The organism is Micromonospora sp. SL4-19 (assembly GCF_047921475.1).
Classification (GTDB): domain Bacteria; phylum Actinomycetota; class Actinomycetes; order Mycobacteriales; family Micromonosporaceae; genus Micromonospora.
In genome coordinates this window covers 71,751-97,733 of the sequence record NZ_JBLROB010000012.1, presented here as the reverse complement: position 1 = coordinate 97,733, position 25,983 = coordinate 71,751, and the positions used below count along the sequence as shown (strand labels likewise).

The 25,983-nt window shown below is 70.4% G+C and carries 22 protein-coding genes, 3 tRNA genes and 1 pseudogene; 3 read left to right on the top strand and 23 right to left on the bottom strand.

Annotated features, from left to right (window positions below):
• Positions 1–61 precede the first annotated feature (61 nt).
• The 23 genes from rpsG to ACNAVT_RS17230 form a co-directional block, all read right to left on the bottom strand.
• The gene (gene rpsG / locus ACNAVT_RS17340) at positions 62–532 is read right to left on the bottom strand and encodes a 30S ribosomal protein S7 (RefSeq protein WP_091079418.1); all 471 of its coding nucleotides are present in this window, start codon (positions 530–532) and stop codon (positions 62–64) included.
• A 1-nt stretch (position 533) separates the two neighbouring features.
• A complete protein-coding gene (gene rpsL / locus ACNAVT_RS17335) occupies positions 534–908 on the bottom strand; it encodes a 30S ribosomal protein S12 (protein ID WP_007465318.1) in 375 nt (124 codons plus the stop codon).
• A gap of 534 nt (positions 909–1,442) precedes the next feature.
• Positions 1,443–1,814, bottom strand: a complete 372-nt coding sequence (locus ACNAVT_RS17330) for a hypothetical protein (RefSeq protein WP_416297549.1) — start codon at positions 1,812–1,814, stop codon at positions 1,443–1,445.
• Positions 1,815–2,416: 602 nt separating this feature from the next.
• Complete coding sequence (locus ACNAVT_RS17325) at positions 2,417–2,785, bottom strand: hypothetical protein (protein ID WP_416297479.1); 369 nt, start codon at positions 2,783–2,785, stop codon at positions 2,417–2,419.
• 71 nt (positions 2,786–2,856) lie between these two features.
• On the bottom strand, positions 2,857–4,134 hold the full coding sequence (locus ACNAVT_RS17320; RefSeq protein WP_416297477.1) for an MFS transporter: 1,278 nt from the start codon (positions 4,132–4,134) through the stop codon (positions 2,857–2,859).
• Entirely contained in the window at positions 4,109–4,723 is a 615-nt protein-coding gene (locus ACNAVT_RS17315; protein ID WP_416297475.1) for an ArsR/SmtB family transcription factor, read from the bottom strand. Before ACNAVT_RS17315 ends, ACNAVT_RS17320 begins: the two co-directional genes overlap by 26 nt.
• Positions 4,724–4,838: 115 nt before the next feature.
• Entirely contained in the window at positions 4,839–8,726 is a 3,888-nt protein-coding gene (locus ACNAVT_RS17310) for a DNA-directed RNA polymerase subunit beta' (RefSeq protein ID WP_416297473.1), read from the bottom strand.
• Positions 8,727–8,807: 81 nt separating this feature from the next.
• Complete coding sequence (locus ACNAVT_RS17305; RefSeq protein WP_416297471.1) at positions 8,808–12,239, bottom strand: DNA-directed RNA polymerase subunit beta; 3,432 nt, start codon at positions 12,237–12,239, stop codon at positions 8,808–8,810.
• A gap of 573 nt (positions 12,240–12,812) precedes the next feature.
• Positions 12,813–13,196, bottom strand: a complete 384-nt coding sequence (gene rplL, locus ACNAVT_RS17300; protein WP_416297469.1) for a 50S ribosomal protein L7/L12 — start codon at positions 13,194–13,196, stop codon at positions 12,813–12,815.
• A 55-nt stretch (positions 13,197–13,251) separates the two neighbouring features.
• On the bottom strand, positions 13,252–13,797 hold the full coding sequence (rplJ, locus tag ACNAVT_RS17295; RefSeq protein WP_089005205.1) for a 50S ribosomal protein L10: 546 nt from the start codon (positions 13,795–13,797) through the stop codon (positions 13,252–13,254).
• Positions 13,798–14,137: 340 nt separating this feature from the next.
• Positions 14,138–14,827: a hypothetical protein gene (locus ACNAVT_RS17290; protein ID WP_416297467.1), complete on the bottom strand. Its 690-nt coding sequence runs from the start codon at positions 14,825–14,827 to the stop codon at positions 14,138–14,140.
• Positions 14,824–15,735, bottom strand: coding sequence for an ABC transporter ATP-binding protein (locus ACNAVT_RS17285; RefSeq protein ID WP_416297466.1), 912 nt, complete (start codon positions 15,733–15,735; stop codon positions 14,824–14,826). Before ACNAVT_RS17285 ends, ACNAVT_RS17290 begins: the two co-directional genes overlap by 4 nt.
• 77 nt (positions 15,736–15,812) lie before the next feature.
• Positions 15,813–16,529, bottom strand: a complete 717-nt coding sequence (gene rplA, locus ACNAVT_RS17280; RefSeq protein WP_416297464.1) for a 50S ribosomal protein L1 — start codon at positions 16,527–16,529, stop codon at positions 15,813–15,815.
• 85 nt (positions 16,530–16,614) lie between these two features.
• A complete protein-coding gene (gene rplK, locus ACNAVT_RS17275) occupies positions 16,615–17,046 on the bottom strand; it encodes a 50S ribosomal protein L11 (protein ID WP_416297462.1) in 432 nt (143 codons plus the stop codon).
• 184 nt (positions 17,047–17,230) lie between these two features.
• Positions 17,231–17,953 (bottom strand): transcription termination/antitermination protein NusG, encoded by a 723-nt coding sequence (nusG, locus tag ACNAVT_RS17270; RefSeq protein WP_416297460.1) that lies wholly within the window; start codon positions 17,951–17,953, stop codon positions 17,231–17,233.
• A gap of 35 nt (positions 17,954–17,988) precedes the next feature.
• Complete coding sequence (gene secE / locus ACNAVT_RS17265) at positions 17,989–18,396, bottom strand: preprotein translocase subunit SecE (RefSeq protein ID WP_416297458.1); 408 nt, start codon at positions 18,394–18,396, stop codon at positions 17,989–17,991.
• Positions 18,397–18,609: 213 nt separating this feature from the next.
• Positions 18,610–18,682, bottom strand: a tRNA-Trp gene (locus ACNAVT_RS17260).
• A gap of 125 nt (positions 18,683–18,807) precedes the next feature.
• A complete protein-coding gene (locus tag ACNAVT_RS17255; protein ID WP_416297456.1) occupies positions 18,808–19,200 on the bottom strand; it encodes a MaoC family dehydratase in 393 nt (130 codons plus the stop codon).
• A 2-nt stretch (positions 19,201–19,202) separates the two neighbouring features.
• Positions 19,203–19,649 (bottom strand): FAS1-like dehydratase domain-containing protein, encoded by a 447-nt coding sequence (locus ACNAVT_RS17250; RefSeq protein WP_416297455.1) that lies wholly within the window; start codon positions 19,647–19,649, stop codon positions 19,203–19,205.
• 121 nt (positions 19,650–19,770) lie between these two features.
• Complete coding sequence (gene rpmG, locus ACNAVT_RS17245; RefSeq protein WP_007073056.1) at positions 19,771–19,938, bottom strand: 50S ribosomal protein L33; 168 nt, start codon at positions 19,936–19,938, stop codon at positions 19,771–19,773.
• A gap of 130 nt (positions 19,939–20,068) precedes the next feature.
• Positions 20,069–20,141, bottom strand: a tRNA-Met gene (locus tag ACNAVT_RS17240).
• Positions 20,142–20,166: 25 nt separating this feature from the next.
• Positions 20,167–20,239: transfer RNA gene (locus tag ACNAVT_RS17235), tRNA-Thr, on the bottom strand.
• A 96-nt stretch (positions 20,240–20,335) separates the two neighbouring features.
• Positions 20,336–22,864 carry a putative bifunctional diguanylate cyclase/phosphodiesterase gene (locus ACNAVT_RS17230; RefSeq protein WP_416297453.1) on the bottom strand — a complete coding sequence of 843 codons (2,529 nt, stop codon included), beginning with the start codon at positions 22,862–22,864 and terminating at the stop codon, positions 20,336–20,338.
• A 624-nt stretch (positions 22,865–23,488) separates the two neighbouring features.
• Between ACNAVT_RS17230 and ACNAVT_RS17225 the strand changes: the two genes are divergently transcribed.
• From ACNAVT_RS17225 to ACNAVT_RS17215, 3 genes and pseudogenes are all read left to right on the top strand, one after another.
• Positions 23,489–23,791 carry a hypothetical protein gene (locus tag ACNAVT_RS17225; RefSeq protein WP_416297451.1) on the top strand — a complete coding sequence of 101 codons (303 nt, stop codon included), beginning with the start codon at positions 23,489–23,491 and terminating at the stop codon, positions 23,789–23,791.
• A 258-nt stretch (positions 23,792–24,049) separates the two neighbouring features.
• Positions 24,050–24,151, top strand: a pseudogene (locus tag ACNAVT_RS17220) (2-oxo acid dehydrogenase subunit E2); the annotation flags it as partial.
• Between the two features lie 59 nt (positions 24,152–24,210).
• Positions 24,211–25,530: a low temperature requirement protein A gene (locus ACNAVT_RS17215; RefSeq protein ID WP_416297450.1), complete on the top strand. Its 1,320-nt coding sequence runs from the start codon at positions 24,211–24,213 to the stop codon at positions 25,528–25,530.
• Positions 25,531–25,983: the final 453 nt, after the last annotated feature.

Here is a 25,983-nt window from a genome sequence, read left to right as displayed (position 1 = left end):
ATCGTCGTCTCGACACAACTGGTGGCGGTTCCGGCGCCTCGTGGGCGCCGGAACCAGGGTGTTACCAGCGGTAGTGCGCGAAGGCCTTGTTGGACTCGGCCATCTTGTGGGTGTCCTCGCGCCGCTTGACGGCGGCACCGAGGCCGTTGCTCGCGTCCAGCAGCTCGTTCATCAGCCGCTCGACCATGGTCTTCTCGCGACGGGCCTTGGAGTAGGTCACCAGCCAGCGCAGACCGAGCGTGGTCGCCCGGGCCGGACGGACCTCGACCGGCACCTGGTAGGTGGCGCCACCGACCCGGCGGCTGCGCACCTCCAGCGTCGGCTTGACGTTGTCCATCGCGCGCTTCAGGGTGACGACGGGGTCGGTGCCGGACTTCTCACGGCAGCCTTCGAGCGCGGCGTACACGATGCGCTCGGCGAGCTGGCGCTTGCCGCGCAGCAGGATCTTGTTCACCAGCTGGGTGACCAGCGGCGAGTTGTACACCGGGTCAGCGACCAGCGGCTTCCGCGGAGCGGGTCCCTTACGCGGCATGTCAGCTCTTCTCCTTCTTCGCGCCGTAACGGCTGCGCGCCTGCTTGCGGTTGCGGACACCCTGGGTGTCCAGCGAGCCGCGGACGATCTTGTAGCGCACGCCGGGGAGGTCCTTCACACGACCACCGCGAACGAGCACGATCGAGTGCTCCTGCAGGTTGTGGCCGACGCCCGGGATGTAGGCGGTCACCTCGATCTGGCTGCTGAGCTTGACACGAGCGACCTTGCGCAGCGCCGAGTTCGGCTTCTTCGGGGTGGTGGTGTACACGCGGGTGCACACGCCGCGCCGCTGGGGGGACCCCTTCAGCGCCGGGGTCTTGGTCTTGGTCGTCTTGGCCTGGCGGCCCTTTCGGACCAGCTGCTGGATGGTGGGCACCGGGTTTCTCCGCTCCCTTCGGCCGCCGTGAAGCGACCGCGCCGACTGCTCTAGCCGGCCTGATGGACGGCTCTCCTACATTCCAACTGGGACCACCTGACGGGAGTCCCAGCACCCGCGGTCGGGCGTGTCGCCCCGATCGCGGTCCGGTGCGCCGCTCGCGCGTCGTACCGGAGTTCCTGTCACCGGCACACGGAGCTCCGAATGCCGGATCTTGGGCTTTGTTCGTGCCGCCGCGCGATCACCGGAGGACCGGTTCCAACGCACGCACGCATTGCCCGGGCTTGCCCGGGCACAAGCGGAAAGGGTACCTACCACAGCCGCGCAGGTCAAAACGGAGCGGCTCGGGAGGACCGCTCCGCGATCCACCGGCCGATCCCGTCGTGCCTGCCCGCCCGTGTCGGGCACCTACGGTGACCAGTGTACCGGTTTCCCCATCGGCGGACCCGGCGGCCCAGGGGCCGCCCCGACACCGGACCCCCGGGTGCGCCGGTCGCGCCAGGTCACCGAGGGCCATCGACCGGGCGGCACCGGTCAGGTGATCTGCACCACCAGCGCCACCGCGAGCCCGAGCAGGCTGAGCAGCAGGCCCGCTCCCCCGCAACTGAGGCCCGCCACGGCCAGGCCGCGCCCCGTGAACCGGACCGCCGGCGGCGGCGCCGGCCGCCGGATCTGCCGGCGGGCCAGCAGGCCGGCCACGATCGCGGCGCTACCGCCGAGTGCGCCGAGCACGGTGAACGCCCCGGCGGCCCAGGCGCCGCCGGGCTTCGGCCCGGCGATGCCGAAGCAGAAGACCAGCAGCGAGACCAGGATCGAGGCGATCCCGCTCACCAGCGCGCCGACGGCGAGCCCGGAGGTCACCGGGGGCACGTCGAGGTGGACCACGCCGAACGGGGTGCCGGGCACCGGGTCGACCCGCTTCGGCGGGCGCGGGGCCTCTCGCGGGGGCGGCGGCACCGCGCCCGGGCGCGGGCCGGCCGCCGGCGGCGCCGGGGCCCAGCCGCCGCCGTAGGGCGGGCCCCCGGGGAAGCCCGGCGGATTCCCCGGGTACGCCCCGGGCGCGGGCCACCCGCCGCCGGGGGCCGGCTGCGGCCCGGGGTACGGCCCGTACCCCGGCTGCGCGTAGGGCCCGGTGGGCTGGCCGGCGTACCCGGCCGGGGTGCCCGGGGCCGGCTGCCCGACGGGCGGATACGGGCCGGTCGGCACGGGGTGCGGGGCGACCGGCGGCGGAGCGTACCCGACGCTGGCGACCTCTGGCGGCACGCTCGGCCCCTCGTCGGCCCCGGCACCCGGCACGGCCCACGGGCTTGCGGGCTCGGTGCCCGGCGTCGACCCGGCGGGGTTGGGCCCGGTGACGGACCGGGTCGGGTCGCCTTCCGGCGGCGGGGCCGGTTCCGTCACGAGCGCCTCCTGTCCACATGGCTCGCCCGCCACCCGGCGGACATCGGCCAGGCTACCGTCGCGGGTCCCGGCGGCGGGGCCGGGCGCGAGCCGCTTCCCCCGCTCGGTCAGTCGAAGTTCGGGGCGTAGTCGTGCCCGAAGGGAGCGTCGGCGAGCCGGACCACCCCGATCACCACGGCCGCGACCACCGCGACCGCGGCCAGGACCAGGCCCGCCCAGGCCAGCTGCTCCCCGCGCCGCAACCGGTCCCCGCCGGTGAGGAACCCGCCCGAGGCGTACGCCTCCCGACGGGCCTGCCGCGCAAGGCACAGCGCGATGGTCGAGGGCACCACTCCGCCGACGAAGAACCCGGTCAACGCCCCGATCAGCCCCAGGGCGAAGACCGCGCGGGCCTTCGTCGAGCGGACCGGATCGGGGTCGAGCGGATGGCGCAACGCCTGGTGGGCGACGGGCACCTGCCCGGGCGCGGTCGTCATGCCCCCATCATGCCCCCACCCCACCCGGTCCGCCGGTCAGCGGGAGCAGACCAGCCTGGCATGCGGTGGCCCTAACGGTCGGCACCGACGGTCTCGGTCGGCTCGGCCGCCGGTGGGGCGGGCTCGTGGACCGACGGAACCGACGGTGGCGGGGCCAGCCGGTCGGCACGGAGCAGCAGCAGCGCGGCGGAGACCACAACGGCAGCCTGGGTCAGCAGCACCGCCCGGTAGTCGATCACCCCGATCAGATACGCCCCGAGCGCGATCGAGGCGGTCTGCGGGACAGTGGTGGTCAGCTCGAAGCCGGCGTACACGCGGCCCTGGAGCCGTTCGGGTGCGCTGCGTTGGAGGAGAGTGAGCAGCGCGATCGCCATGACGGTCAGCCCGGCGCCGGAGCTCACCCGGCCGACCAGGACCGGGCCGAGCAGCGGTGCGGCGGCCAGCGCGGCTCCCGCCGCCCAGGCGAGGAACGCCGCCGCGGCGACGCGTACCTCGCCGAACCGACGGACCGCAGCGGCGCTGGCCAGCCCGCCGAGGACGGCTCCGAGCCCCTGCGCCGCCTGGAGCACACCGAGGAACTCCGGGTCCCGGTGCAGCCCTCGGTCGACGACCGCGTACGCGGTGGACTCGCTGAAGCCCAGCACCAGGGCGAGGACCGCGGTGGCCAACGCCACCCGGCGCAGCAGCAGGTGGCCGGCGAGGTGCCGGATTCCGGCCGTCGCCTCCGCCGCCCAGTGCCGCAGCAGGCCACCGGTGCGGTCCGGACGTCGCGGAGTGGGATCCGGGACCTGGAGCGTCAGCAGCAGCGCAGCCGCGGCGACGAAGGTCGCCATGTCGAGCAGGGCCACCGCCGCCCCACCGAGCAGCGCGTACAGGCCGGCACCGGCGAGCGGGGCGAGCAGACGCAGGCTCTCCCGAACCGTACGCAGGAACGCGTTCGCGCTGGCCAGCAACTCACCGGGGAGCAGGCTCACCAGCAGCGCGGACTGCGCCGGCGCGATGACCAGGTTGAGGCAGCCGTACAGGAACATCACCGCGTAGATCACGGCCACCTGGCCGGGACCGCGGACCGCCAGCAGCGGCAGCAGCACAGCGGCGCCGGCCAGGTTCGCCACCACCAGCAGCCGGCGGCGCGGCACCCGGTCGGCGAGCAGACCGGCCAGCGGCGCCAGCAACGCCGGCAGGGTGAAGAAGAGAAAGGCCATACCGGCTGCCCCGTCGCTGCCGGTCAGATCCTTCACCCAGATGCCGCAGGCCAGCCACATCGAGCTGTCGCCGATCAGGGAGAGCGTCTGCCCGGCCAGGTAGCGGCGGGCGCGCCGGTCAGCGAGCAGGCGTCTCGTCGACATCCGACGCCTCCGGGGCCTGGGCGGGGTAGCCGAAGAAGAGCAACTCGACCGGTAGCGCCCCGGCCGGGCGGGCGGCGGCCTCGGTGCGCCGCCGGTCGAACCGCGCGGTGAACCCGGCCACCAGGTCCTGGTACGCGGCGACGAACTCGGCCAGCTCCGCCGCGGTGAGGTGGAAAAGGTGCTGCTGCCCGGTGGCCGCCTCGTACCACTCGCGGGGATAGGTGGGAGCGTCGTCGAGGAAGCGGCGTAGCCGCTGGACGTACCGGTCGAGCAGCACACGGTCGAGGGCCTGTGAGGCGCGGGTCCAGTCGGGGTCGTCCGGGCGGGCCGGCGCGGACCAGCCCGGGCGGGTCAGCCGCCAGGGCCGGGCCCTGCCGCGGCCGCCGCCGGCCTCCGCCACAAAGCCGTAGCGGGCGAGCTGCCGCAGGTGGAACGAGCAGGTGGTGGGGCTCTCCCCGATCAGCTCGCCGGCCTGGGTGGCGGTCAGCGGGCCGGCGCCCAGGGCCTCCATCAGGGCCAGCCGCACGGGATGGCTGAGCGCCCGCAGCTCGCGGGCGTCGGTGAGGGTGCGCGGTCCGTCCGTCTCCATGTCTTCGAGAATATTCTCTCGAGAGCTTTCTCTCGAGAGACATCTCTTCATATGGCGCACCCGAAGACGCGACGAGGCCCCCGGCGGACGCCGGGGGCCTCGTCGTTGCTGGTGCTTAGCGGTACGACCCGAAGTCGAAGTCGTCCAGCGGCACCGCCTGGCCGCTGGCCGGCCCGAAGCCGTAGTCGGTCTCCGGGTAGCCGGTCATCGAGTAGACCTTGGCCTTCGCCTCCTCGGTCGGCTCGACCCGGATGTTGCGGTACTTGCTGATGCCCGTACCGGCCGGGATGAGCTTACCGATGATCACGTTCTCCTTGAGGCCGATCAGCGAGTCGCTGCGGGCGTGGATCGCCGCGTCCGTCAGCACCCGGGTGGTCTCCTGGAAGGAGGCCGCCGACAGCCAGGAGTCCGTGGCCAGCGAGGCCTTGGTGATACCCATCAGCACCGGGCGACCCGCGGCGGGCTCGCCGCCCTCGGAGACGAGTCGGCGGTTCTCCGACTCGAACAGCGCCCGGTCGACCAGCACGCCCGGCAGGAACTCGGTCGAGCCGGAGTCGATGACCGTCACCCGCTTGAGCATCTGGCGGATGATGATCTCGATGTGCTTGTCGTGGATGAGCACACCCTGCGAGCGGTAGACCTCCTGGACCTCCTGGGTCAGGTGGACCTGGACCGCGCGCGGCCCGAGGATGCGCAGCAGCTCGTGCGGGTCGATGGTGCCCTCGGTGAGCTTCTCGCCGACCTCGACGTGATCGCCGTCGTGGGCCCGCAGGCGGACCCGCTTGGAGATCTTGTCGTAGACGATCTCGTCGCTGCCGTCGTCCGGCACCACGATGATCTTCCGCGACCGCTCGCCGTCCTCGATCCGGATCCGGCCCGGGGTGTCGGCGATGGGCGCCTTACCCTTCGGGATCCGGGCCTCGAAGATCTCCTGGACACGGGGCAGACCCTGGGTGATGTCCTCACCCGCGACGCCACCGGTGTGGAAGGTACGCATCGTCAGCTGCGTACCCGGCTCACCGATCGACTGGGCGGCGATGATGCCGACCGCCTCGCCGACGTCCACGGTCTTGCCGGTCGGCAGCGAACGGCCGTAGCACGCACCGCAGACGCCCAGCTTCGACTCGCAGGTGAGCACGCTGCGCACCCGGACGGACTCCACCCCGGCCGCGACGATCTTGTCGACCCCGATGGAGTTGATGTCCTGGCCCCGCTCGGCCACCACGGTGCCGTCCGGCCCCTTGATGTCGTCGGCCAGCGTACGGGCGTGCACGCTGGTCTCGGCGTGCTCGTGCACGACCAGCTGGCCGTCGAGCCGCTCGCCGATCTGCATCGGGATGGCGCGGTCGGTGCCGCAGTCCACCTCGCGGATGATGACGTCCTGCGAGACGTCCACCAGACGACGGGTCAGGTAACCCGAGTCGGCGGTACGCAGGGCGGTGTCCGCGAGACCCTTACGGGCACCGTGCGTGGAGATGAAGTACTCCAGCACGGACAGACCCTCCCGGTACGAGGCCTTGATGGGCCGCGGGATGATCTCACCCTTCGGGTTGGCCACCAGACCGCGGATCGCCGCGATCTGCCGGAGCTGGAGCAGGTTACCGCGGGCGCCCGAGTTGATCATCTTCCACAGCGGGTTCTCCTGCGGCAGCGCGGTGTCCATCTCCTTGGCGACCTCGTTGGTCGCCTTGGTCCAGATCTCGATGAGCTCGCCGCGGCGCTCCTCGGCGGTCATCAGACCACGCTGGTACTGCTTGTCGATCCGGTCGGCTTCCTTCTCGTACCGCTCCAGGATCTCCCGCTTGCGCGGCGGAGCGATGACGTCCTCCATACCGATGGTGACGCCGGACCAGGTGGCCCAGTGGAAGCCAGCCTCCTTGAGTCCGTCCAGGGTGGCCGCGAGGGCCACCTTCGGGAAGCGCTCGGCGAGGTCGTTGACGATCGCGGAGAGCTGGCCCTTGCGGATCTCGTAGTTCACGAAGCGGTAGCCCGGCGGCAGCGTCTCGTTGAACAGGACCCGGCCCAGGGTGGTCTCCACCGTCACCGGCTCGCCCTCGACCCAGCCCTCGGGCGCGACCCACGGCTCGGCGCCGGCGCCGTTGTCGACCCCGACGACGTCGCGCAGCCGGATCTTGACCGGGGTCTGCAGGTGCAGCTCGCCGTTGTCGTACGCCATCCGCGCCTCGGCGTCCGAGCTGAACGCCCGGCCCTCACCCTTGCCACCCGGGGTGAGGTGGGTGAGGTGGTAGAGGCCGATGACCATGTCCTGGGTGGGCATGGTGACCGGCTTGCCGTCGGCCGGCTTGAGGATGTTGTTCGACGACAGCATCAGGATCCGCGCCTCGGCCTGGGCCTCGGCGGACAGCGGCACGTGGACCGCCATCTGGTCACCGTCGAAGTCGGCGTTGAACGCGGTGCAGACCAGCGGGTGGATCTGGATGGCCTTGCCCTCGACCAGCTGCGGCTCGAAGGCCTGGATGCCCAGCCGGTGCAGGGTCGGCGCCCGGTTCAGCAGGACCGGGTGCTCGCCGATGACCTCCTCCAGCACGTCCCACACGACCGGCCGCTGCCGCTCGACCATCCGCTTGGCGGACTTGATGTTCTGCGCGTGGTTGAGGTCGACCAGCCGCTTCATCACGAACGGCTTGAACAGCTCCAGCGCCATCTGCTTGGGCAGGCCGCACTGGTGCAGCTTGAGCTTCGGGCCGACCACGATGACCGAACGGCCGGAGTAGTCGACGCGCTTGCCCAGCAGGTTCTGGCGGAACCGGCCCTGCTTGCCCTTGAGCATGTCGGAGAGCGACTTCAGCGGGCGGTTACCCGGACCGGTGACCGGCCGGCCACGACGGCCGTTGTCGAACAGCGCGTCGACGGCCTCCTGGAGCATCCGCTTCTCGTTGTTGACGATGATCTCGGGCGCGCCGAGGTCGATCAGCCGCTTGAGGCGGTTGTTCCGGTTGATCACCCGGCGGTACAGGTCGTTCAGGTCGGAGGTCGCGAAGCGGCCACCGTCCAGCTGCACCATCGGACGCAGGTCCGGCGGAATGACCGGGACGCAGTCCAGCACCATGCCGAGCGGCGAGTTGCGGGTGTTCTGGAACGCCGCGACGACCTTCAGCCGCTTGAGCGCCCGGATCTTCCGCTGCCCCTTGCCGGAGCGGATGGTCTCGCGCAGGCTCTCGGCCTCGGCGTCGAGGTCCATGTTCTGGACCAGCGCCTTGATGGCCTCGGCGCCCATGCTGCCGGTGAAGTACTCGCCGAACCGGTCCCGCAGCTCGCGGTAGAGCAGCTCGTCGGTGACCAGCTGCTTCGGCTCGAGCTTGCGGAAGGTGTCGAGAACCTCGTCGAGGCGGTCGATCTCGCGCTGGGCCCGGTCGCGGATCTGGCGCATCTCGCGCTCTCCGCCCTCCTTGACCTTGCGCCGGACGTCCGCCTTCGCGCCCTCGGCCTCCAGCTCGGCCAGGTCGGCCTCGAGCTTGGCGGCCCGCTTCTCGATCTCCGAGTCGCGGCTGTTCTCGGACTGCCGCTTCTCGGCCAGGATCTCGTTCTCGATGGTCGAGAGGTCGCGGTGACGCGCCTCGGCGTCCACGCTCGTCACGACGTACGAGGCGAAGTAGATGATCTTCTCGAGGTCCTTCGGGGCGAGGTCCAGCAGGTAGCCCAGCCGGCTCGGCACGCCCTTGAAGTACCAGATGTGGGTCACCGGAGCGGCCAGCTCGATGTGACCCATCCGCTCCCGGCGAACCTTGGAGCGGGTCACCTCGACGCCGCAGCGCTCGCAGATGATGCCCTTGAAGCGGACCCGCTTGTACTTACCGCAGTAGCACTCCCAGTCCCGCTGCGGACCGAAGATCTTCTCGCAGAAGAGCCCGTCCTTCTCCGGCTTCAGGGTGCGGTAGTTGATGGTCTCGGGCTTCTTGACCTCGCCGTGGGACCACTGACGGATGTCGTCAGCGGTGGCGAGGCCGATGCGCAGCTCGTCGAAGAAGTTGACGTCGAGCACTATGTCCCCTATGTCGTCGTCTGTACTGCTTAGCTAACCGGCGGGGTCGGGAGCCGGCGGACCGGCTCCCGACCGCTCGCCTCAGACCTCTTCGACCGAGCTCGGCTCGCGCCGGGACAGGTCGATGCCCAGCTCCTCCGCGGCCCGGAACACCTCGTCGTCGGTCTCGCGCATCTCCAGGGCCACACCGTCGCTGGAGAGCACCTCAACGTTGAGGCACAGCGACTGCAGCTCCTTGAGCAGCACCTTGAACGACTCCGGGATGCCCGGCTCGGGGATGTTCTCGCCCTTGACGATCGCCTCGTAGACCTTCACCCGGCCGAGGACGTCGTCGGACTTGATCGTCAGCAGCTCCTGCAGGGCGTATGCGGCGCCGTACGCCTGCATCGCCCAGCACTCCATCTCACCGAAGCGCTGGCCACCGAACTGCGCCTTACCGCCCAGCGGCTGCTGCGTGATCATCGAGTACGGGCCGGTCGACCGGGCGTGGATCTTGTCGTCGACCAGGTGGTTGAGCTTCAGGATGTAGATGTAGCCGACCGCGATCGGGTCCGGCAGCGGCTCGCCGGAGCGACCGTCGAACAGCTGCGCCTTGCCCGAGGAACCGATCAGCTGCTTGCCGTCCCGGTTGGGCAGGGTCGACGCGAGCAGACCGGAGATCTCCTCCTCGCGGGCACCGTCGAAGACCGGGGTGGCCACGTTGGTGTCCGGCTCGGACTCGTGCGCGTCGATCGAGCGGAGCTGGCGCTTCCACTCGGCGTCGTCGCCGTCGACGCTCCAGCCGGTCTTGGCCACCCACCCGAGGTGGGTCTCCAGGACCTGGCCGATGTTCATCCGGGACGGCACACCGAGCGGGTTCAGCACGATGTCGACCGGGGTGCCGTCCTCCAGGAACGGCATGTCCTCGATCGGCAGGATCTTGGAGATGACGCCCTTGTTGCCGTGGCGGCCCGCGAGCTTGTCACCGTCCTGGATCTTGCGCTTCTGGGCCACGTAGACCCGGACCAGCTCGTTGACGCCCGGGGGCAGCTCGTCGCCGTCCTCGCGGGAGAAGGTACGCACGCCGATGACCGTGCCGGTCTCACCGTGCGGCACCTTCAGCGAGGTGTCCCGGACCTCACGCGCCTTCTCCCCGAAGATCGCGCGGAGCAGCCGCTCCTCGGGCGTCAGCTCGGTCTCACCCTTCGGGGTGACCTTGCCGACCAGGATGTCGCCGGGGACGACCTCGGCGCCGATCCGGATGATGCCGCGCTCGTCGAGGTCAGCGAGCATCTCCTCGCTGACGTTCGGGATGTCGCGGGTGATCTCCTCCGGGCCGAGCTTGGTGTCCCGGGCGTCGACCTCGTGCTCCTCGATGTGGATCGAGGTGAGCACGTCCTGCTGCACGAGGCGCTGCGACAGGATGATCGCGTCCTCGTAGTTGTGGCCCTCCCAGGTCATGAACGCCACGAGCAGGTTGCGCCCGAGCGCCATCTCGCCCTCGTCGGTGCACGGACCGTCGGCGATGACCTGGCCGGCCTCGACGCGGTCGCCCTCGAAGACGACCGGCTTCTGGTTGACGCAGGAGCCGGCGTTGGAGCGGCGGAACTTGTGCAGCAGGTACGTCCGGCGGTGGCCGTCGTCCTGGTGGACCGTGATGTAGTCCGCGCAGAGGTCCTCGATCACACCGCCGACCTCGGCGACGACGACGTCACCGGCGTCCACGGCCGCGCGGTACTCCATGCCCGTACCGACCAGCGGGGACTCTGCCTTGACCAGCGGCACCGCCTGGCGCTGCATGTTGGCGCCCATCAGCGCACGGTTGGCGTCGTCGTGCTCGAGGAACGGGATCATCGCGGTCGCGACGGAGGTCATCTGCCGCGGCGAGACGTCCATGTAGTCCACGGCCTCCGGCGGCACGTCCTCGGTCTCACCGCCCTTACGGCGGACCAGGACGCGGTCCTCGGCGAACGACCCGTCGGACTTCAGCGGGGCGTTGGCCTGCGCCTTGACGAACCGGTCCTCCTCGTCCGCGGTCAGGTAGTCGATCTGGTCGGTGACCCGACCGTTGACGACCTTCCGGTACGGCGTCTCGATGAAGCCGAACGGGTTGACCCGGGCGAAGGTGGACAGGGCGCCGATCAGACCGATGTTCGGGCCTTCCGGCGTCTCGATCGGGCACATCCGGCCGTAGTGCGACGGGTGCACGTCCCGGACCTCGAAGCCGGCCCGCTCCCGGGACAGACCACCCGGGCCGAGCGCGCTCAGCCGGCGCCGGTGGGTCAGGCCCGCCAGCGGGTTGGTCTGGTCCATGAACTGGGACAGCTGCGACGTACCGAAGAACTCCTTGATCGCCGCCACCACCGGGCGGATGTTGATCAGGGTCTGCGGCGTGATCGCCTCGACGTCCTGGGTCGTCATCCGCTCCCGGACGACGCGCTCCATCCGGGACAGGCCGACCCGGACCTGGTTCTGGATCAGCTCGCCGACGGTACGCAGGCGACGGTTGCCGAAGTGGTCGATGTCGTCGGCCTCGTAGCCCTCCTCACCGGCGTGCAGCCGGCAGAGGTATTCCACGGTGGCGACGATGTCGTCCTCGGTCAGCGTGCCGGTGGTGATCGGCACGTCCACTTCGAGCTTCTTGTTGAACTTGTAGCGCCCGACCTTGGCGACGTCGTACCGCTTCGGGTTGAAGAAGAGGTTGTCGAGCAGGGTCTGGGCGTTCTCGCGGGTCGGCGGCTCGCCCGGACGGAGCTTGCGGTAGATGTCCAGCAGCGCCTCGTCCTGGCCGCCGATGTGGTCCTTCTCGAGCGTGGTCATCATCAGCTCGGACCAGCCGAACTTCTCGCGGATCTGCTCCGCCGACCACCCGATGGCCTTGAGCAGAACGGTGACGGCCTGCCGGCGCTTACGGTCGATGCGGACGCCGACCGTGTCGCGCTTGTCGATGTCGAACTCCAGCCAGGCACCCCGGCTCGGGATGACCTTGACGCTGGAGAGGTCGCGGTCGGAGGTCTTGTCCGGCTGCTTGTCGAAGTAGACGCCCGGCGAGCGGACGAGCTGGCTGACCACCACGCGCTCGGTGCCGTTGATGATGAAGGTGCCCTTCGGCGTCATCATCGGGAAGTCACCCATGAACACCGTCTGGCTCTTGATCTCGCCGGTGGTGTTGTTGGTGAACTCCGCCGTCACGAACAGCGGGGCGCAGTAGGTCAGGTCCTTCTCCTTGCATTCCTCGATCGAGGCCTTGACCTCGTCGAAGCGCGGAGCCGAGAAGGAGAGCGACATGGTGCCGGAGAAGTCCTCAATGGGACTGATCTCGTCGAGGATCTCCGCGAGACCCGAGCGTGCGTGCGGGTCGTCCGCCGACCGGCCCTGCCAAGCCTCGTTGCCGACCAGCCAGTCGAAGGACTCGTTCTGGATGGCAAGGAGGTTGGGGACCTCGAGGTGTTCGGTGATCCTGCCGAAAGAAACTCGGCGGGGCGCGAAAGCGCTCGACGTACGACTGGTCTTCGCAGGGCGGGAAGCTGCCAAGATGCGTCCTTCCGAGGACCGGTGCTGCATAACGGCTGGTACGCGTGCACTCCAATGACCCCACCAGAAATAGCCGTAAACGGACATTTCCGAGCAGGGGTCAAGTCGGAAGGCAGCGCAAACTAGCAGTGTAGCCGAGAGGCTAACCGCTGTCCAGCCCACCCCGCAGGTCGTCGCGGAACCTGCCTCGGGACTCGGAAAATCCGGTCTACCGGGCCGCTCGGAACGCGACGTTCCTGCCGGGCCGCTCGGGTCTCGCGGCGGTGGTGCTGCCGCTGTCATACCCGAGAGGTGGCCGTTGCAAGCGCGGAAGGTCTTGCTGGTGCCAGCGTGCCTGCCAGCCCGGTCCGCGTCAAGGGCCGGTTACCGGTCGGAGCGTCTTTCCCACCGACGGGCTACCCACGGACGCCGCCACAGGACCGGGCGCCGGACGCCGGACGCGCTGCTCACGCCACTGCCACCGGGCACCACCAACCACAGCGGGCGGCGATCCGTTCCCGGATCACCGCCCGCCACGACGCGGTGTGTGCCCCGGCTCACGCGAGCCGGACGCGCGTCAGATCGACCTCAAGGTCACTTGAGGGTGACCTTGGCGCCCTCGCCCTCGAGCTTGGCCTTGGCCTTCTCGGCGGTCTCCTTGTTGACCTTCTCCAGAACCGGCTTCGGCGCGGCCTCGACCAGGTCCTTGGCCTCCTTCAGGCCCAGGCCGGTCAGCTCACGCACGACCTTGATGACCTGGATCTTCTTGCCACCGTCGGCGTCGAGGACGACGTCGAACTCGTCCTTCTCCTCCTCGGCCGGCGCGGCCGCGGCACCCGGGGCGGCGGCGGCCACCGCGACCGGAGCCGCGGCGGTGACCTCGAAGGTCTCCTCGAACTGCTTCACGAACTCGGAGAGCTCGATCAGCGTCATCTCCTTGAACGCGTCGAGCAGCTCGTCGGTGCTGAGCTTCGCCATGTCTGGCGTCCTTTCCTGAATGGTTTAACTAAGAACGTGGGTGCGCCGCGGGGCCTCAGGCCGCCTCGGCGCCCTCCTTCTCGCGCTTGTCCGCCAAGGCGGCCGCCGCACGGGCGGCCTTGGAGAGCGGAGCCTGGAACAGGGCCGCGGCCTTGCTCAGGTTGCCCTTCATCGCGCCGGCCAGCTTGGCCAGCAGCACCTCACGGGACTCCAGGTCGGCGAGCTTCGTGACCTCGGCCGCGGAAATGGCCTTGCCCTCGAAGACACCGCCCTTGATGACGAGCTTCGGGTTGGCCTTCGCGAAGTCGCGAAGCCCCTTCGCCGCCTCGACGACGTCGCCCGAAACGAAAGTCAGCGCGGTAGGACCGGTGAACAGCTCGTCGAGGCCGGAGATGCCCGCCTCGGTCGCCGCACGCTTGGCCAGCGTGTTCTTCGCGACCGTGTAGCTGGTCTCCTTGCCGAGCGAGCGCCGCAGCTGGGTGAGCTGCGAAACCGTGAGCCCGCGATACTCGGTCAGCACGGTCGCCCCCGCGTTGCGGAAGCTCTCGGTCAGCTCGGCGACGGCCGTGGCCTTGTCGGCCCGGATCGGCTTGTCCGCCATGTCCCTCCTCTCTCGTTACTCGGAGCTGGTACGCCGGCGACGAGCGGAGGCTCGCGACGGCGGCGGAGGCATCACGACAACGAGAAAAGCCCCGGCGCAGGGCGCACGGGGCGAGGGCCGGCACAATGGGCGCGGTCGGCGGACCACACACAGCACCGATTTTCGCTTGCCGCCCTGCGCAGGTCGCCCGTCATCGCGGGACCTTCGACCGTGCCAGGGCACGGTGACCAGCGGTCTCTGGGTGGAACTACGGCACAAGGTTACGCGACGTGTCCCGGCAACGCCAAATCGCCCCCGACGTGCGCCCGGTCACCGCCGCCACCCGGGGACCGGCCGGGGCTCAGACGCGGGTGCGGCGACCCCGGGCGTAGCCGGCGAGCGCCACCGCCGACCAGGCCAGCGCCCAACCGGTCAACAGCAGGCCGGTGGAGGCCGCCAGGTGACCGGTCAGCGCCCGCGCGGTCGGCAGCACCGGCGGCACCAGCCAGGGCGCCACCGAGCCGGACAGCCCGAGGACCAGGGCGCCGACCGCGCCCAGGACCAGCACGGCGACGCCGTAGCCGGCGCTGCGGGTGATCGCCCGGCTCGCCAGGGCGCCCAGCGCCACCGCCGCCGGCAGGGCGAGCAGGTGGGCCCAGACACCGAGGGCGATCCCGGCGAGCACCGACCGGCCCCCGAGCGAGGCCTCGCCGGTCACCCCGCCGACCAGCCACGGGAAGACCAGCGCGACGGCCACGGTGCCGAGCCCGGCCACCGCCGCCGCGAGCAGGCCGGCGGCCGGCTCCCGGGCCGGACCGACCACCACCCGGGCCAGCTTGCGCTGCACGTCCGGCTCCACGTCCAGCAGGATCTTCGTCTGCCAGGCCAGCACCGGGAAGAGCACCACCGCCGAGACGCCGTACGCCTCCGCCGGCTGGGCCCGGCCGCCACCGTAGAGGACGCCGAGGGCCAGCAGGCCGGCCAGGACCGGTGCCAGCGCCCGTCCGGTACGCAGGAAGCCCGCCAGGCGCAGCCGGACCAGCGCGGTCACCGGGCCACCTCCGGGGCGGGACCGGCACCGCCAGCCCCGCCGGTGGGCGTCGCCACGGCGCCGACCGGTGAGACGGGGCCGGCGACCGGGTCGGGTCGCGCGCCCGCGCCGTCGCGCGGTGGTTCGCCGGAGGCGGATGGGGAGTCGTGATCGGGCCGCGTGGCCGGAGGCGGGCCGGCGTGGTCGCGTACCCGGAGAACGTGGTGCCCGTCGGCGCGCAACCGGGCGACGGCGGCCGCGACCCGGGCGCCCGGGACCGCGAGCTCGACCACCGCCATGCCTCCGCCCCCGGACGGCTCCTGCTCGCTCACCGTGCCGTCGGTGACCGTCCACTGCCGGGCACCGGGCAGCCGGACCGTCTCACCCCGGTGATCACTGACCAGCACGATGCCGCCGTCGGTCAGCACCTCGTCGATCACCTCCGGCACCAGGTCGCGGGCGGCGGCGTCCAGCCCCTCCCAGGGCTCGTCGAGGACGAGCAGGCCGGGCGGTCGCAGCATCGCCTGGGCCAGACCGACCTTCTGGGCGGTGCCCTTCGACAGCTGGGGCAGCCCGACGTCCTGGAACCGGGCCAGGCCGAGTCGATCGACCCAGCGCCGCACCGACCGATCGGCCGCGGGCCCGGAGAGGCCGGCGACCCGCCCCATCGCGGTGAGGTAACGCGCCACGGTGAACGGCTGGTCGGCCGGGAACCGCTCCGGCACCCAGCCGACGACCCCGGGCCGGTCGACCACCCGGCCGCGAGTCGGCCGGAGCACCCCCGCGGCGAGTTGGAGCAGGGTGGACTTGCCCACGCCGTTGCGCCCGAGCACCACCGCCACCTCGCCCGGGCCGATCCGTACGCCTGCCTCACGCACCACCCACGGGCCACGCCGGTGGTACCGGAACGAGACGTCCTCCAGTCGCATGGGACGAGCCTGCCACGGCGGAAAGCCGAACGGGGCCCCGCCACGTGGGTGGCGGGGCCCCGTCAGGGCAGTCGTGCTCAGGCCTCGGCCGAAGCCTCGGTCAGGTTCTTCACCGCGTTCGGGTCGACCGGGACGCCCGGGCCCATGGTGGTGGTGAGGGTGACCTTCTTCAGGTACTTGCCCTTGGCCGCGGACGGCTTCGAGCGCAGCACCTCGTCCAGCACCGCCGCATAGTTGTCGATCAGCTGGGACTCGGAGAACGAGGCCTTGCCGATGATCAGGTGGAGGTTGGAGTGCTTGTCCACCCGGAAGGTGATCTTGCCGCCCTTGATGTCCGTGACGGCCTTGGTGACGTCCATGGTCACCGTGCCGGTCTTCGGGTTCGGCATCAGGCCGCGCGGGCCCAGGATCCGCGCGATCCGGCCGATCTTGGCCATCTGGTCGGGCGTGGCGATCGCCGCGTCGAAGTCCAGCCAACCGCCCTGGATACGGGCGACCAGCTCGTCGGTGCCCACCTCGTCCGCACCCGCGGCGGCGGCCTCCTCGGCCTTCGCGCCGGCGGCGAAGACGATCACGCGGGCGGTCTTACCGGTGCCGTGGGGCAGGTTGACCGTGCCGCGAACCATCTGGTCCGCCTTGCGGGGGTCGACGCCGAGGCGCATGGCGACCTCGACCGTGGCGTCGAACTTGACGTTGGTGGTCTCCTTGGCCAGCTTGACGGCCTCGGCGGGAGAGTAGAGCTTCGACCGGTCGATGACCTCGGCGGCCTTGCGGTAGCTCTTGCTGCGCTGCATTTCTCGTTACTCCTGTGGTCTATGGCGGGCGCGCGGCGTCCGCGGCCCTCCCACGAACTGATCGGGTGGAGCGGTGACCGAGAGGTCAGTCGGAGACGGTCAGGCCCATCGACCGGGCGGTGCCGGCGATGATCTTCTCAGCCTGCTCGACGTCGTTGGCGTTGAGATCGGCCATCTTCTTCTCGGCGATCTCGCGCAGCTGGGCGCGGGTCACCGAGCCGACCTTCTGCGTGTGCGGGACGCCCGAGCCCTTCTGCACGCCGGCGGCCTTGATCAGCAGCCGGGCGGCGGGCGGGGTCTTCAGCACGAAGGTGAAGGTGCGGTCCTCGTAGACGCTGATCTCGGCGGGGACGATGTCACCGCGCTGCGACTCGGTCTGCGCGTTGTAGGACTTGCAGAACTCCATGATGTTCACGCCGTGCTGGCCGAGCGCGGGGCCGACCGGCGGCGCCGGGGTGGCCTGGCCCGCCGGCAGCTGAAGCGTGAACGTCTTGACGAGCTTCTTCTTCGGAGGCATGTCTCTTCCTGGGGCTTGGAACTGGGATTTTCGCCGGCCCGCGGGCGCGCACGGTCAGCGCGGTGCGGACAGCCGACGTTCTAGGGTAGCGCAACCGTCCACCGCCCCATCGGCCGAGGTCCGGCAGGACGGCGAAACGACAAACCGGCGGCAGGCCGGGAGCCCACCGCCGGTGCGTCGTACGTCAGATCTTGGTGACCTGGTTGAAGTTGAGCTCGACCGGGGTCTCCCGGCCGAAGATCGACACCAGCACCTTGAGCTTCTGCTGATCGGCGTTGATCTCGCTGATCGTCGCCGGCAGCGACGCGAAGGCGCCGTCGGTGACGGTGACCGAGTCGCCGACCTCGAAGTCGAGGACCTTGACCTCGGGCTTCGCCTTCTTCTGCTCGGTCTCGACCGCCGGGGCCAGCCACTTCAGCACCTCGTCGAGGCTCAGCGGCGCCGGCCGGTCGGCCCGGTCGGTCGCGCCGACGAAGCCGGTGACTCCGGGCGTGTTCCGGACGCAGGAGTAGGACTCCGCGGTCAGCTCCATCCGGACCAGGATGTAGCCCGGGAAGACCTTCGCCTGGACCTGCGACCGCTTGCCGTTCTTGACCTCGACCTCTTCCCGGGTCGGCACCTCGACCTGGTAGATGAAGTCCTCCATGTCGAGGGAGGTGATCCGGGTCTCGAGGTTGGTCTTGACCTTGTTCTCGTAACCGGCGTACGAGTGCACCACGTACCAGTCGCCGGGGGCGTAGCGCAGCTTCTGGCGCAGCTCGGCGACCGGGTCGAAGTGCTCGTCCGGGGCAGGCTCAGTGGTCGGGAATTCCGGCTCGCTGGCGGCCTCGACCGACTCATCGTTGGCCGCCGTCGCCACCGTGGACTGCTCGCCCCGGGTCTCGGCGGTCTCGTCGTACTCAGGCACGCTCGCTCACTTCCGTCACTATCGCTGTTGGCCCGTCAGCTGGGGTTGCCGAAGACGAACAGCACCGCCTTCGCGAAGCCGTAGTCCAGGCCGGCCACGATCGCCAGCATCACCGCGACGAAGGTGACCACCACAGCCGTGTAGGTCAGCAGCTCCTTGCGGGTCGGCCAGATGACCTTACGCAGCTCAGCCACGACCTCGCGGAAGAACCGCGCGATGCGGGCGAAAAGCCCGATCCGCTCGGTGTCCTTACGGGTCTTCCGGCCCTCGGTCGACTCAGCGCGCGCCCGCTTGCGGGTGGCGGTGCCGCCCCGGGAGACCGACTCGTCCGCGCCGGTGGCGTCGTCGTCGGCCGTGTCGTCGTCGGCGGTGTCGTCGACGACCGCGTCCTCCGGCAGACGCTCGTCGCCGGCGTCCTCGCCGCGCCGCTTGTTCTCGGCCACTTCGCCCTCCGTGCGGGATCTCGGGTCGCACGCCGATGAGCGTGCGCGGCGTGTGGTCACGCCGGCCGGACCAAACCGTCCCGCGACGGGCCGCGGCCGGCGGACCGACCGGGAGGGCCCGAATGCCTCGGAACCACCCCGCCGGTGCCACCACCACGAGCCGAACGCCGCCGTACGACGGCGCGACCCACGGGAACGGTCAGGCCTGAGGCGCAGGGGTGACAGGACTTGAACCTGCAGCCTGCGGTTTTGGAGACCGCTGCTCTGCCAATTGAGCTACACCCCTGTGCGGCAACCCACCCCACCCGAGCACGAGGTGCCGGGCGGGGTCACTTGCCCCACGGCGGACCAGTGTACGGGTAGTCGGGCGACTTTCCCAACCGGTCTGCTCCTAGCGCGTCGACCGGCTGGTCAGCCGGGCGTCCGGATGGTCGCCCGAGCCTGCGACAGCACCTTCTCCCCCAGGCAGGTCGCGGTGATGTCGAGCCTGGTCAGGCCCGCCTCGGTGACCTCCTTGACCACAGCGTTGACCTCGATCTCGGTGCCCTCGTCGGTGTCCGGAACGACCACCGGGCGAGTGAACCGGACACCGAAGTCGACCACCGCGTCCGGCGCGCCGGCCCAGGCGGTGACCGCCCGGCCGACCAGCGCCATGGTGAACATGCCGTGGGCGATGACCCCGGGCAGACCCACCTTCGTGGCGGTGCGGTCGCTCCAGTGGATCGGGTTGAAGTCGCCCGAGGCGCCCGCGTAGCGGACCAGGTCCGCGCGAGTCACCCGGAACGTCTGGGTGGGCAGTTCCACGGTCAGGCCTCCCCGCGTACGACGATCTTGGACCAGACGGCCACCACCTGCTCGCCGGCGACGGTGCGCACGTCGGTGCGGGTGGTCAGGAAGCCGTGCCCGCCCCGGCTGTTGACCTCTTCGATGGTGTTGACGCAGACCAGCTCGTCCCCGGCCACCACCGGCCGGGTGTACGCGAAGCGCTGGTCGCCGTGGACGACCCGGCTGTAGTCGACGCCCAGCGCCGGGTCCTCGATGATCTGCCGGCTGGCGGCCATGGTCAGGGCCACCGGGAAGGTCGGTGGGGCCACCACGTCAGGGTGGCCGAGCGACCGGGCGGCCTCCGGGTCGTGGTACGCCGGGTCGGTGGCGCCGATGGCGGTGGCGAACTCGCGGATCTTTTCTCGGCCCACCTGGTAGGGGGCGGTCGGCGGGTACGTCCGGCCGACGAAGGACGGGTCCAGGGACATGCCGCGAACCTACACGGAACACGCGAAAGCCGACCCGGACGGGCCAGCGGCTCGGGGCCGCCGTCCGTGCGGATCGGCTTTCGGGATGCTGTGGGACCGCGCCGGCAGGGCCGGCTACGGGTCAGCGGGTCTCGCGGTGGACCGTGTGCCGGCCGTCGCGCGGGCAGAACTTCTTCAGCTCGATGCGGTCCGGGTCGTTACGACGGTTCTTGCGCGTGATGTAGTTGCGCTCCTTGCACTCCACACACGCCAAAGTGATCTTCGGCCGGACATCGGTCGCCTTCGCCACGGCGGAGTGCCTTCCTCGCTAACGGGTAACAACTACGGCGCATCAGCCTACGCGCTGGCTGCGCGGACATGCAAAGTGGGCGCCTGCGGCGCCCAACCCACCGACCACCGGAATGCCCGGAGGACGAGAGTAGCGGTGGCCGGACTTGAACCGGCGACACAGCGATTATGAGCCGCTTGCTCTGCCATCTGAGCTACACCGCCGTGGCGGGTCCAGCCGGACCCTTTGAGCCCCCTTACGGAATCGAACCGTAGACCTTCTCCTTACCATGGAGACGCTCTGCCGACTGAGCTAAGGGGGCCTACCCGATCACCCCGTGGGGTGTCGCGCAGGAGAAACAGTACACGACCTCGCCGCCGAGGTGAAATCGGATCCCCCCGTGCCCCGTCGGCGCAGCTCAGGGCACCACGCGCAGGCGAGGCAGCTCGCCGGCGGGGCTGGCCTCCGGGTCGATCTGGGCGCCGTACCAGGCCTCCAGCCGCTCGTACGGCAGCGGCCGGCTGAACAGGAAACCCTGGCCGATCTCGCAGCCGATGTCCTGGAGCAGCTCCAGGGTCAGCTCGCTCTCCACGCCCTCGGCCACCACGGCCAGGCCGAACTGCTGAGAGAGGGTCACCACGGCGTTCACGATCGCCAGGTCACCCGGATCGGTCGCCATCCCCTGCACGAACGAGCGGTCGACCTTCACCTCGTGCACCGGCAGCCGGCGCAGCTGGGCCAGGGACGAGTTCCCGGTGCCGAAGTCGTCCACCGAGAGCCGGACACCGAGGTCGCGCAGGCGCCGCAGGGTGGGTATCGGACGTTCGGTGCCGTCCAGCACCCCGGACTCGGTGATCTCCAGGGTGAGCCGCTGCGGCGGTACGCCGTACTCCTCGAGCAGCTCCCGTACCAGCGCGGGGAAGTGCTGGTCGGTGAGGGTACGGGCGGCCAGGTTGACCGCCACGGCGAGCGGCTGCTCCCCGTGGCCCCAGTCCCGGCTGCGCCGCAGGCTCTCGCGGAGCACGAACTCGGTGAGCCGGCCCAGCTGGCCGGTGTGCTCGGCCACCGCGACGAAGTCCTCCGGGGCCACCGCGCCGTGGGCCGGGTGCTCCCAGCGGGCCAGGCACTCCACCCCGATCAGGCGCCGGTCCCGCAGCGTCACCTTGGGTTGGAAGTAGACCTCCAGCTCGCCGTCGTTCAAGGCCCGGCGCAGATCACCGGCGAGGCCCAGCCGACGCAGCGACCGAGACTCCAGCGCCGGGCTGTAGGGCAGGACGCTGCCCGGGACCGACTTCGCCGCCGTCGCGGCCAGGTCCACCCGCTGCAGCAGGGTCACCGCGTCGCTGCCGTGATCCGGGTGCACGGCCACCCCGACGGCGGTGTTCACGTCCAGGGTGAGGGCGCCGAAGACCATCTCGTCGCGGATCTGCTCGCGCAGCTGCCCAGCCAACTCCAACGCCGCCTCGGCGCTCTCCAGGCGCAGCGTCACCAGAAACTCGTCGCCGCCGGCCCGGCCGACCAGCGCCGAGGAGGGCACACAGGCGCACAGCCGCTTGGCGACCTCGACGAGGACCTTGTCACCGGCCGCGTGGCCGAGCGACTCGTTGACCTGGCGCAGCCGGTCGACGTCGAACAGCAGCAGCGCCACCACCTCGCCCGGCACCGCGATCTTGACCGCCTCAGCCACCGCCGCGGTGACCCGCCGCCGGTTGGGCAGCTTGGTCAGCGTGTCGTGGTCGGCGTCGTGTCGGAGCCGGTCGACCAGACGGGCGTTCTCCAGGGCGACGGCGGCGTGCGCCGCAACCGTCTCCAGCAGCGGCACGTCAGTCCGCACGAAGGAGTTGCTGGCGCCGAGCCGGTTGGCCACCTCCAGCGTGCCGACGACCGCCTGGCCCGACCGCAGCGGGACAGCGATCACATCCTTGACACCCTGGTCCGACAACGCGGCACGCAGCCCGGCGTCGGAGACCGGACCACGCCCCAGGACGAGCGTTTGGCCCTCCTGGCGGACCCGCTCCCGCAGCGCGGGCGGGGTGGGGGCCACATCGAGCAGCCCGGAGTCGGCGATCCGGGAGGTCAGCAGGACCTCCGGATGCCGGCCCTGGGCGGGCAGCCAGAGAGTGGCGTACTCCGCCTGCATGAGGGTGCGCACCCGCGGGAGCAGGGCGTCGGCGAGGGCACCGTCCTGACCGCTGCCACCGACCGCTCGGCTCAGTTCGTACATGTCGGCGAGCGTCCGGTGCTGCCGGAAGAACTGGGCGTACGCCCGGTAAACCAGGGTCAGCGCGGCGGTCAGCGCCGCCAACAGGAGCAGCGACCACCAGTTGGAGTCGATCAGGATCAGGATGATCAGGCCGGCAACGATGTTTATGGCCGGGGCGATGAACAGCGGCAGCGACCTCCGGAAGGCATCCCAGCCCGTCTGCCAGCCCTGCAGGAGCGTGTACATGCCGGCTATCGAGGTGATGCTGACCAGGTTCACCATGATGGCGACCGTGAAGAGCGTCAGCCAGGTACGCGGCCCGACTCCCTCGACGGGCGGGAACGCCTGTAGCAGCAGGACGGCCAGGGAGGACCCTGCGGCCGCCCGGGCCACGTTGAACCACAGCTTGGTGGTGCCCATCCGATGCCACAGATGAGTGGCGACCGCCGCCAGGGTGTAGATGACGACGACCGTGAGCGGTGGGATCAGATAGAACGCGAGGACGAGCGGGATCTCGGTGAGGGCTACACCGACCGACTGGCGCCGGACGGTGAAGTTGAGCAGCGGCAACCCGGCAGCCACCATCACGACCAGCAGCAGCACAGCCAGCGGCCAGTCACCGAACGGCGGGCGGGCGATCAGGCTCGTGACCGTCGAGCACACGACGGCAAACAGGAACAGTGGGCCGGTGATCAGCCAGGCGTGATCCGTCGAACGGGAACGCCTGGTGCCCGGTCCCGTCATGCCGTTCCCTTCGTCGGCCCCTCGACTGCCTCAGCGGGAAGCTGATCCGTCAGCGAGGGGAAGGCATGTTCCAGACGAAGTCCAAGGCCCGCGCCTCGCCCACCTGGGCACCACCGGCCACGACGATGCCGCCGAGTATAGCCGTGAGTGTCAGGAACGAGCCAATCAGCCGGCCCAGCCTACGACCAGACATGTTTGCTCCTGTCGGGGATGAGTCACAGGGATGGTGCAGGTTCCACGATCGTGCCACAGGGCCGGCACCCAGAAAAGCTGTGGAAGCAGCCCCGAACCGACCGTCGCGAAGGTTCCGCCGTTCGGTCCAGAGTCCCGGGGGAACGGCCAGCGAGATCAGGGGGCGACGAGCCGCTAACCACTTCGTCCACTGCGGAATCCGACCTTCACCACGAACAGATCAAACCCCATGAAAATCCTGCTCACCCTGGCGCCGCGCCACGATCCCGCGGCACACAGTCGGAGGACGCCGTCGACTCCGACACATAGACCACCATACCTGGATATCACCGGAGCACCAGCGGATGGTTCCACTCATTCACGTCGAACGGCCCATCCCCCGGCCGGTGCCGTCAGCCAACGAAGAGCCATCGATCCCGAGGTGGGCGCACCGTGCCCGAGCTGGAAGCGTTCTTCGGATGCATGTCCTACGCCGCGCTGCGGCCGGAGGAAGTGCTCCACCTGCGGGAAGACGAGGACGAGCTGCCCGCCCAGCGCGCGGGGGTGGGGCGTGCTGCACCAGACCGGCTCGACGGTGGGCGCGGGCCGGGAGTGGGCGACGGGAACGACACCGCCGAGGACCGGGGGCTGAAACACCGAGCAAGGGCGGCCACGCGAGACGCGCCGGTGCCGCCGGCGCTCGTGCGGCTACTCGACCACCACCCGCACCTGCTCGCAGGCGACGATCATCCGTAGCGGTGGGAGCTGCGCAAGGACAACGGCGGGTGGCGTGTGTGGTCCGTCGAACTGCCTCCGTGGTGCGGGGTGCACGTGCGGGGCCGACGGCTGCCAACGATGAGAACCAGGACGTGAGGGGCAAGCCGCGGTGACTCAGCTCAGTGCCAACAGGGCGGCCCCGCCAGTCCGATTCGCACTAATTCCTGCCGGCTGGGTCCTCGCCGGATGGACGTGAACATCTGGCAGGTTCAGCACGACATCCAGGCCCTCGTCCACGCTGACCACCGGCTGATCGACCGCGCGGACGCGGCCCGCTTCCTCGTCGCGGTCAAGGAGCGGCTGGAGGCCGGCAACTTCGAGGCCGAGCTGGGGCTCTGACGCCCTTCGTTGTATCGGAATCCGACGCGGGTACGCCCGGCCGCTGAAAGACTCGTCCGGTGAGCGGCTTCGGGAGGAGTCTCGGGCCGGCGGTGCCGGTGGCCCCCGCGGCCCGGGTGGACCGGTTCGAGGTCTTCTTCGACCTGGTCTTCGTCTTCTCGTTCTTCATCATCACCCGGTCCACGGCGCGGGAGGTCACCGGCGGGGCGCTGTTTCACGCCCTGCTGGTCCTCGCCGTGCTCTGGTGGGCGTGGGTGTTGCACAGCCTGGTCGCCGCCCGGGTCCGGCTCGGCGAGGGTTTCGTGCCGGTGCTGATGACAGTCGGCATGGCGGCACTGTTCACCTTCGCCCTGTCGCTGCCACAGGCGTTCCGGGATGTGCGGGGCGCCGCCGGGCCGATTGTGGCTGCGGTCAGCTACATCGTGTTCCGCCTGGTGCACCTGCTGCTCTTCCTCTACGCAGTGCGGGACAGCCCGAACGATCGCCGGCAGTTCTTGCGGTTCGCCCCGGAGTTGGTGGGCAGCACCCTGCTGCTGCTCGCCGCCGCGCTGATCCCTACGGCCCTGGACGGCTCCGCCGCGGCGCCACTCGTCCGGGACGGGCTGTGGGCCCTGGTCGTGCTGCTCCAATACGGCGGCGGCCAACTCGGCACCTGGGGCTGGGACGTCGCCTCGGCCGAGCACTGGACCGAACGGTACGACCTGATCCTGATCATCGCCCTGGGCGAGTCGGTCATCTCGGTCGGCGTCGGGAGCAACCTGATCGGGCAGCCGCCCACACCGGCGGCCGTGGGTGCGGCGGTGCTCGGCATCTTCTTCACCGCCGCGCTCTGGTGGGCGCACTACGACATGATCGGGCCATCCGCCCGGATCACCCTGCACGCGGCACAGGGTCACCCCCGGGTCACCATGGCCCGGGACGCCTACGCGTACTGCTACCTGCCGATGATCGCCGGCATCATCCTCTTCGCACTCGGCGCCGAGGAGATCGTCAGCCAGATCACCAACCCGAACGTATCCAACTTGCTACCAGCACGCGGCCCCGCCGAGCCGCTGCTCTTCGGCGGCGTGTTCCTGTATCTCGTCGGCAACATGCTCTTCCAGTGGCGGACCCTGCACACCCTGAGCTGGACCCGGGTGGCCACGCTAGGGCTGCTTGCCATCTGCCCCCCGCTGGTCGACCGGCTACCGGCGCTGGCAACCATGGCACTGCTGACCGCCATCTGCGTGGGCATGGTGGCCGCCGAGGTGGTCATCTTCGGGGAAGGCAGGACGGCGCTGCGCCGGCTGATCCTCGAGGAACGGGCCAGCCACGAGGCGCACGAGGCCGCCTACCGAGCCCGCTGGCACGAGCCGAACGACCCGGACGAGGGCGAGTGACGCCCTGCCGGCTCGGGCTGCCGTGACGCGGCGAGCCGGCTCGGCTCACGTGAAGAGTGCCTGCAACATGAGCCCGGTGACCGCGACGGTGAGCGACAGCAGGCCGCCGAGGATCAGCGGCCGGATTCCCGACCGACGCAGCTCACGGGTGGACAGTCAGCCGGCCCGAACCCCACGCCCCGCCCCGCGCGTCACCCCTGGGCCAGTGAGGTGACCCGGTGACGAGTCCGGAGATGACCAGGGCCAGGCGGACACGCTCTCACCCGTTCTCGACGTTCATGGGCACCAGGATGCCGGAGGGCACAGCTCACCGGCGCCATCTGAGTCAGTCAGGAGTCGCGCTCACCGTGCCCACCCGATCAGATATCGCAGCGGCTCTCCTGGAAGCCCCGCCGGTCCAACCGACTCACCCCCGACCGTCTCCGCCGCGGATGCCTTCGATCGAAGACCCCT

Excerpts from the sequence above, each read along its gene's own strand:
- rpsG (WP_091079418.1), bottom strand. The coding sequence starts at position 532 with ATGCCGCGTAAGGGACCCGCTCCGCGGAAGCCGCTGGTCGCTGACCCG.
- ACNAVT_RS17325 (WP_416297479.1), bottom strand. The coding sequence starts at position 2,785 with ATGACGACCGCGCCCGGGCAGGTGCCCGTCGCCCACCAGGCGTTGCGC.
- ACNAVT_RS17320 (WP_416297477.1), bottom strand. The coding sequence starts at position 4,134 with ATGTCGACGAGACGCCTGCTCGCTGACCGGCGCGCCCGCCGCTACCTG.
- ACNAVT_RS17315 (WP_416297475.1), bottom strand. The coding sequence starts at position 4,723 with ATGGAGACGGACGGACCGCGCACCCTCACCGACGCCCGCGAGCTGCGG.
- rplL (WP_416297469.1), bottom strand. The coding sequence starts at position 13,196 with ATGGCGAAGCTCAGCACCGACGAGCTGCTCGACGCGTTCAAGGAGATG.
- rplJ (WP_089005205.1), bottom strand. The coding sequence starts at position 13,797 with ATGGCGGACAAGCCGATCCGGGCCGACAAGGCCACGGCCGTCGCCGAG.
- ACNAVT_RS17285 (WP_416297466.1), bottom strand. The coding sequence starts at position 15,735 with ATGCGACTGGAGGACGTCTCGTTCCGGTACCACCGGCGTGGCCCGTGG.
- rplA (WP_416297464.1), bottom strand. The coding sequence starts at position 16,529 with ATGCAGCGCAGCAAGAGCTACCGCAAGGCCGCCGAGGTCATCGACCGG.
- rplK (WP_416297462.1), bottom strand. The coding sequence starts at position 17,046 with ATGCCTCCGAAGAAGAAGCTCGTCAAGACGTTCACGCTTCAGCTGCCG.
- ACNAVT_RS17250 (WP_416297455.1), bottom strand. The coding sequence starts at position 19,649 with ATGTCCCTGGACCCGTCCTTCGTCGGCCGGACGTACCCGCCGACCGCC.
- ACNAVT_RS17230 (WP_416297453.1), bottom strand. The coding sequence starts at position 22,864 with ATGACGGGACCGGGCACCAGGCGTTCCCGTTCGACGGATCACGCCTGG.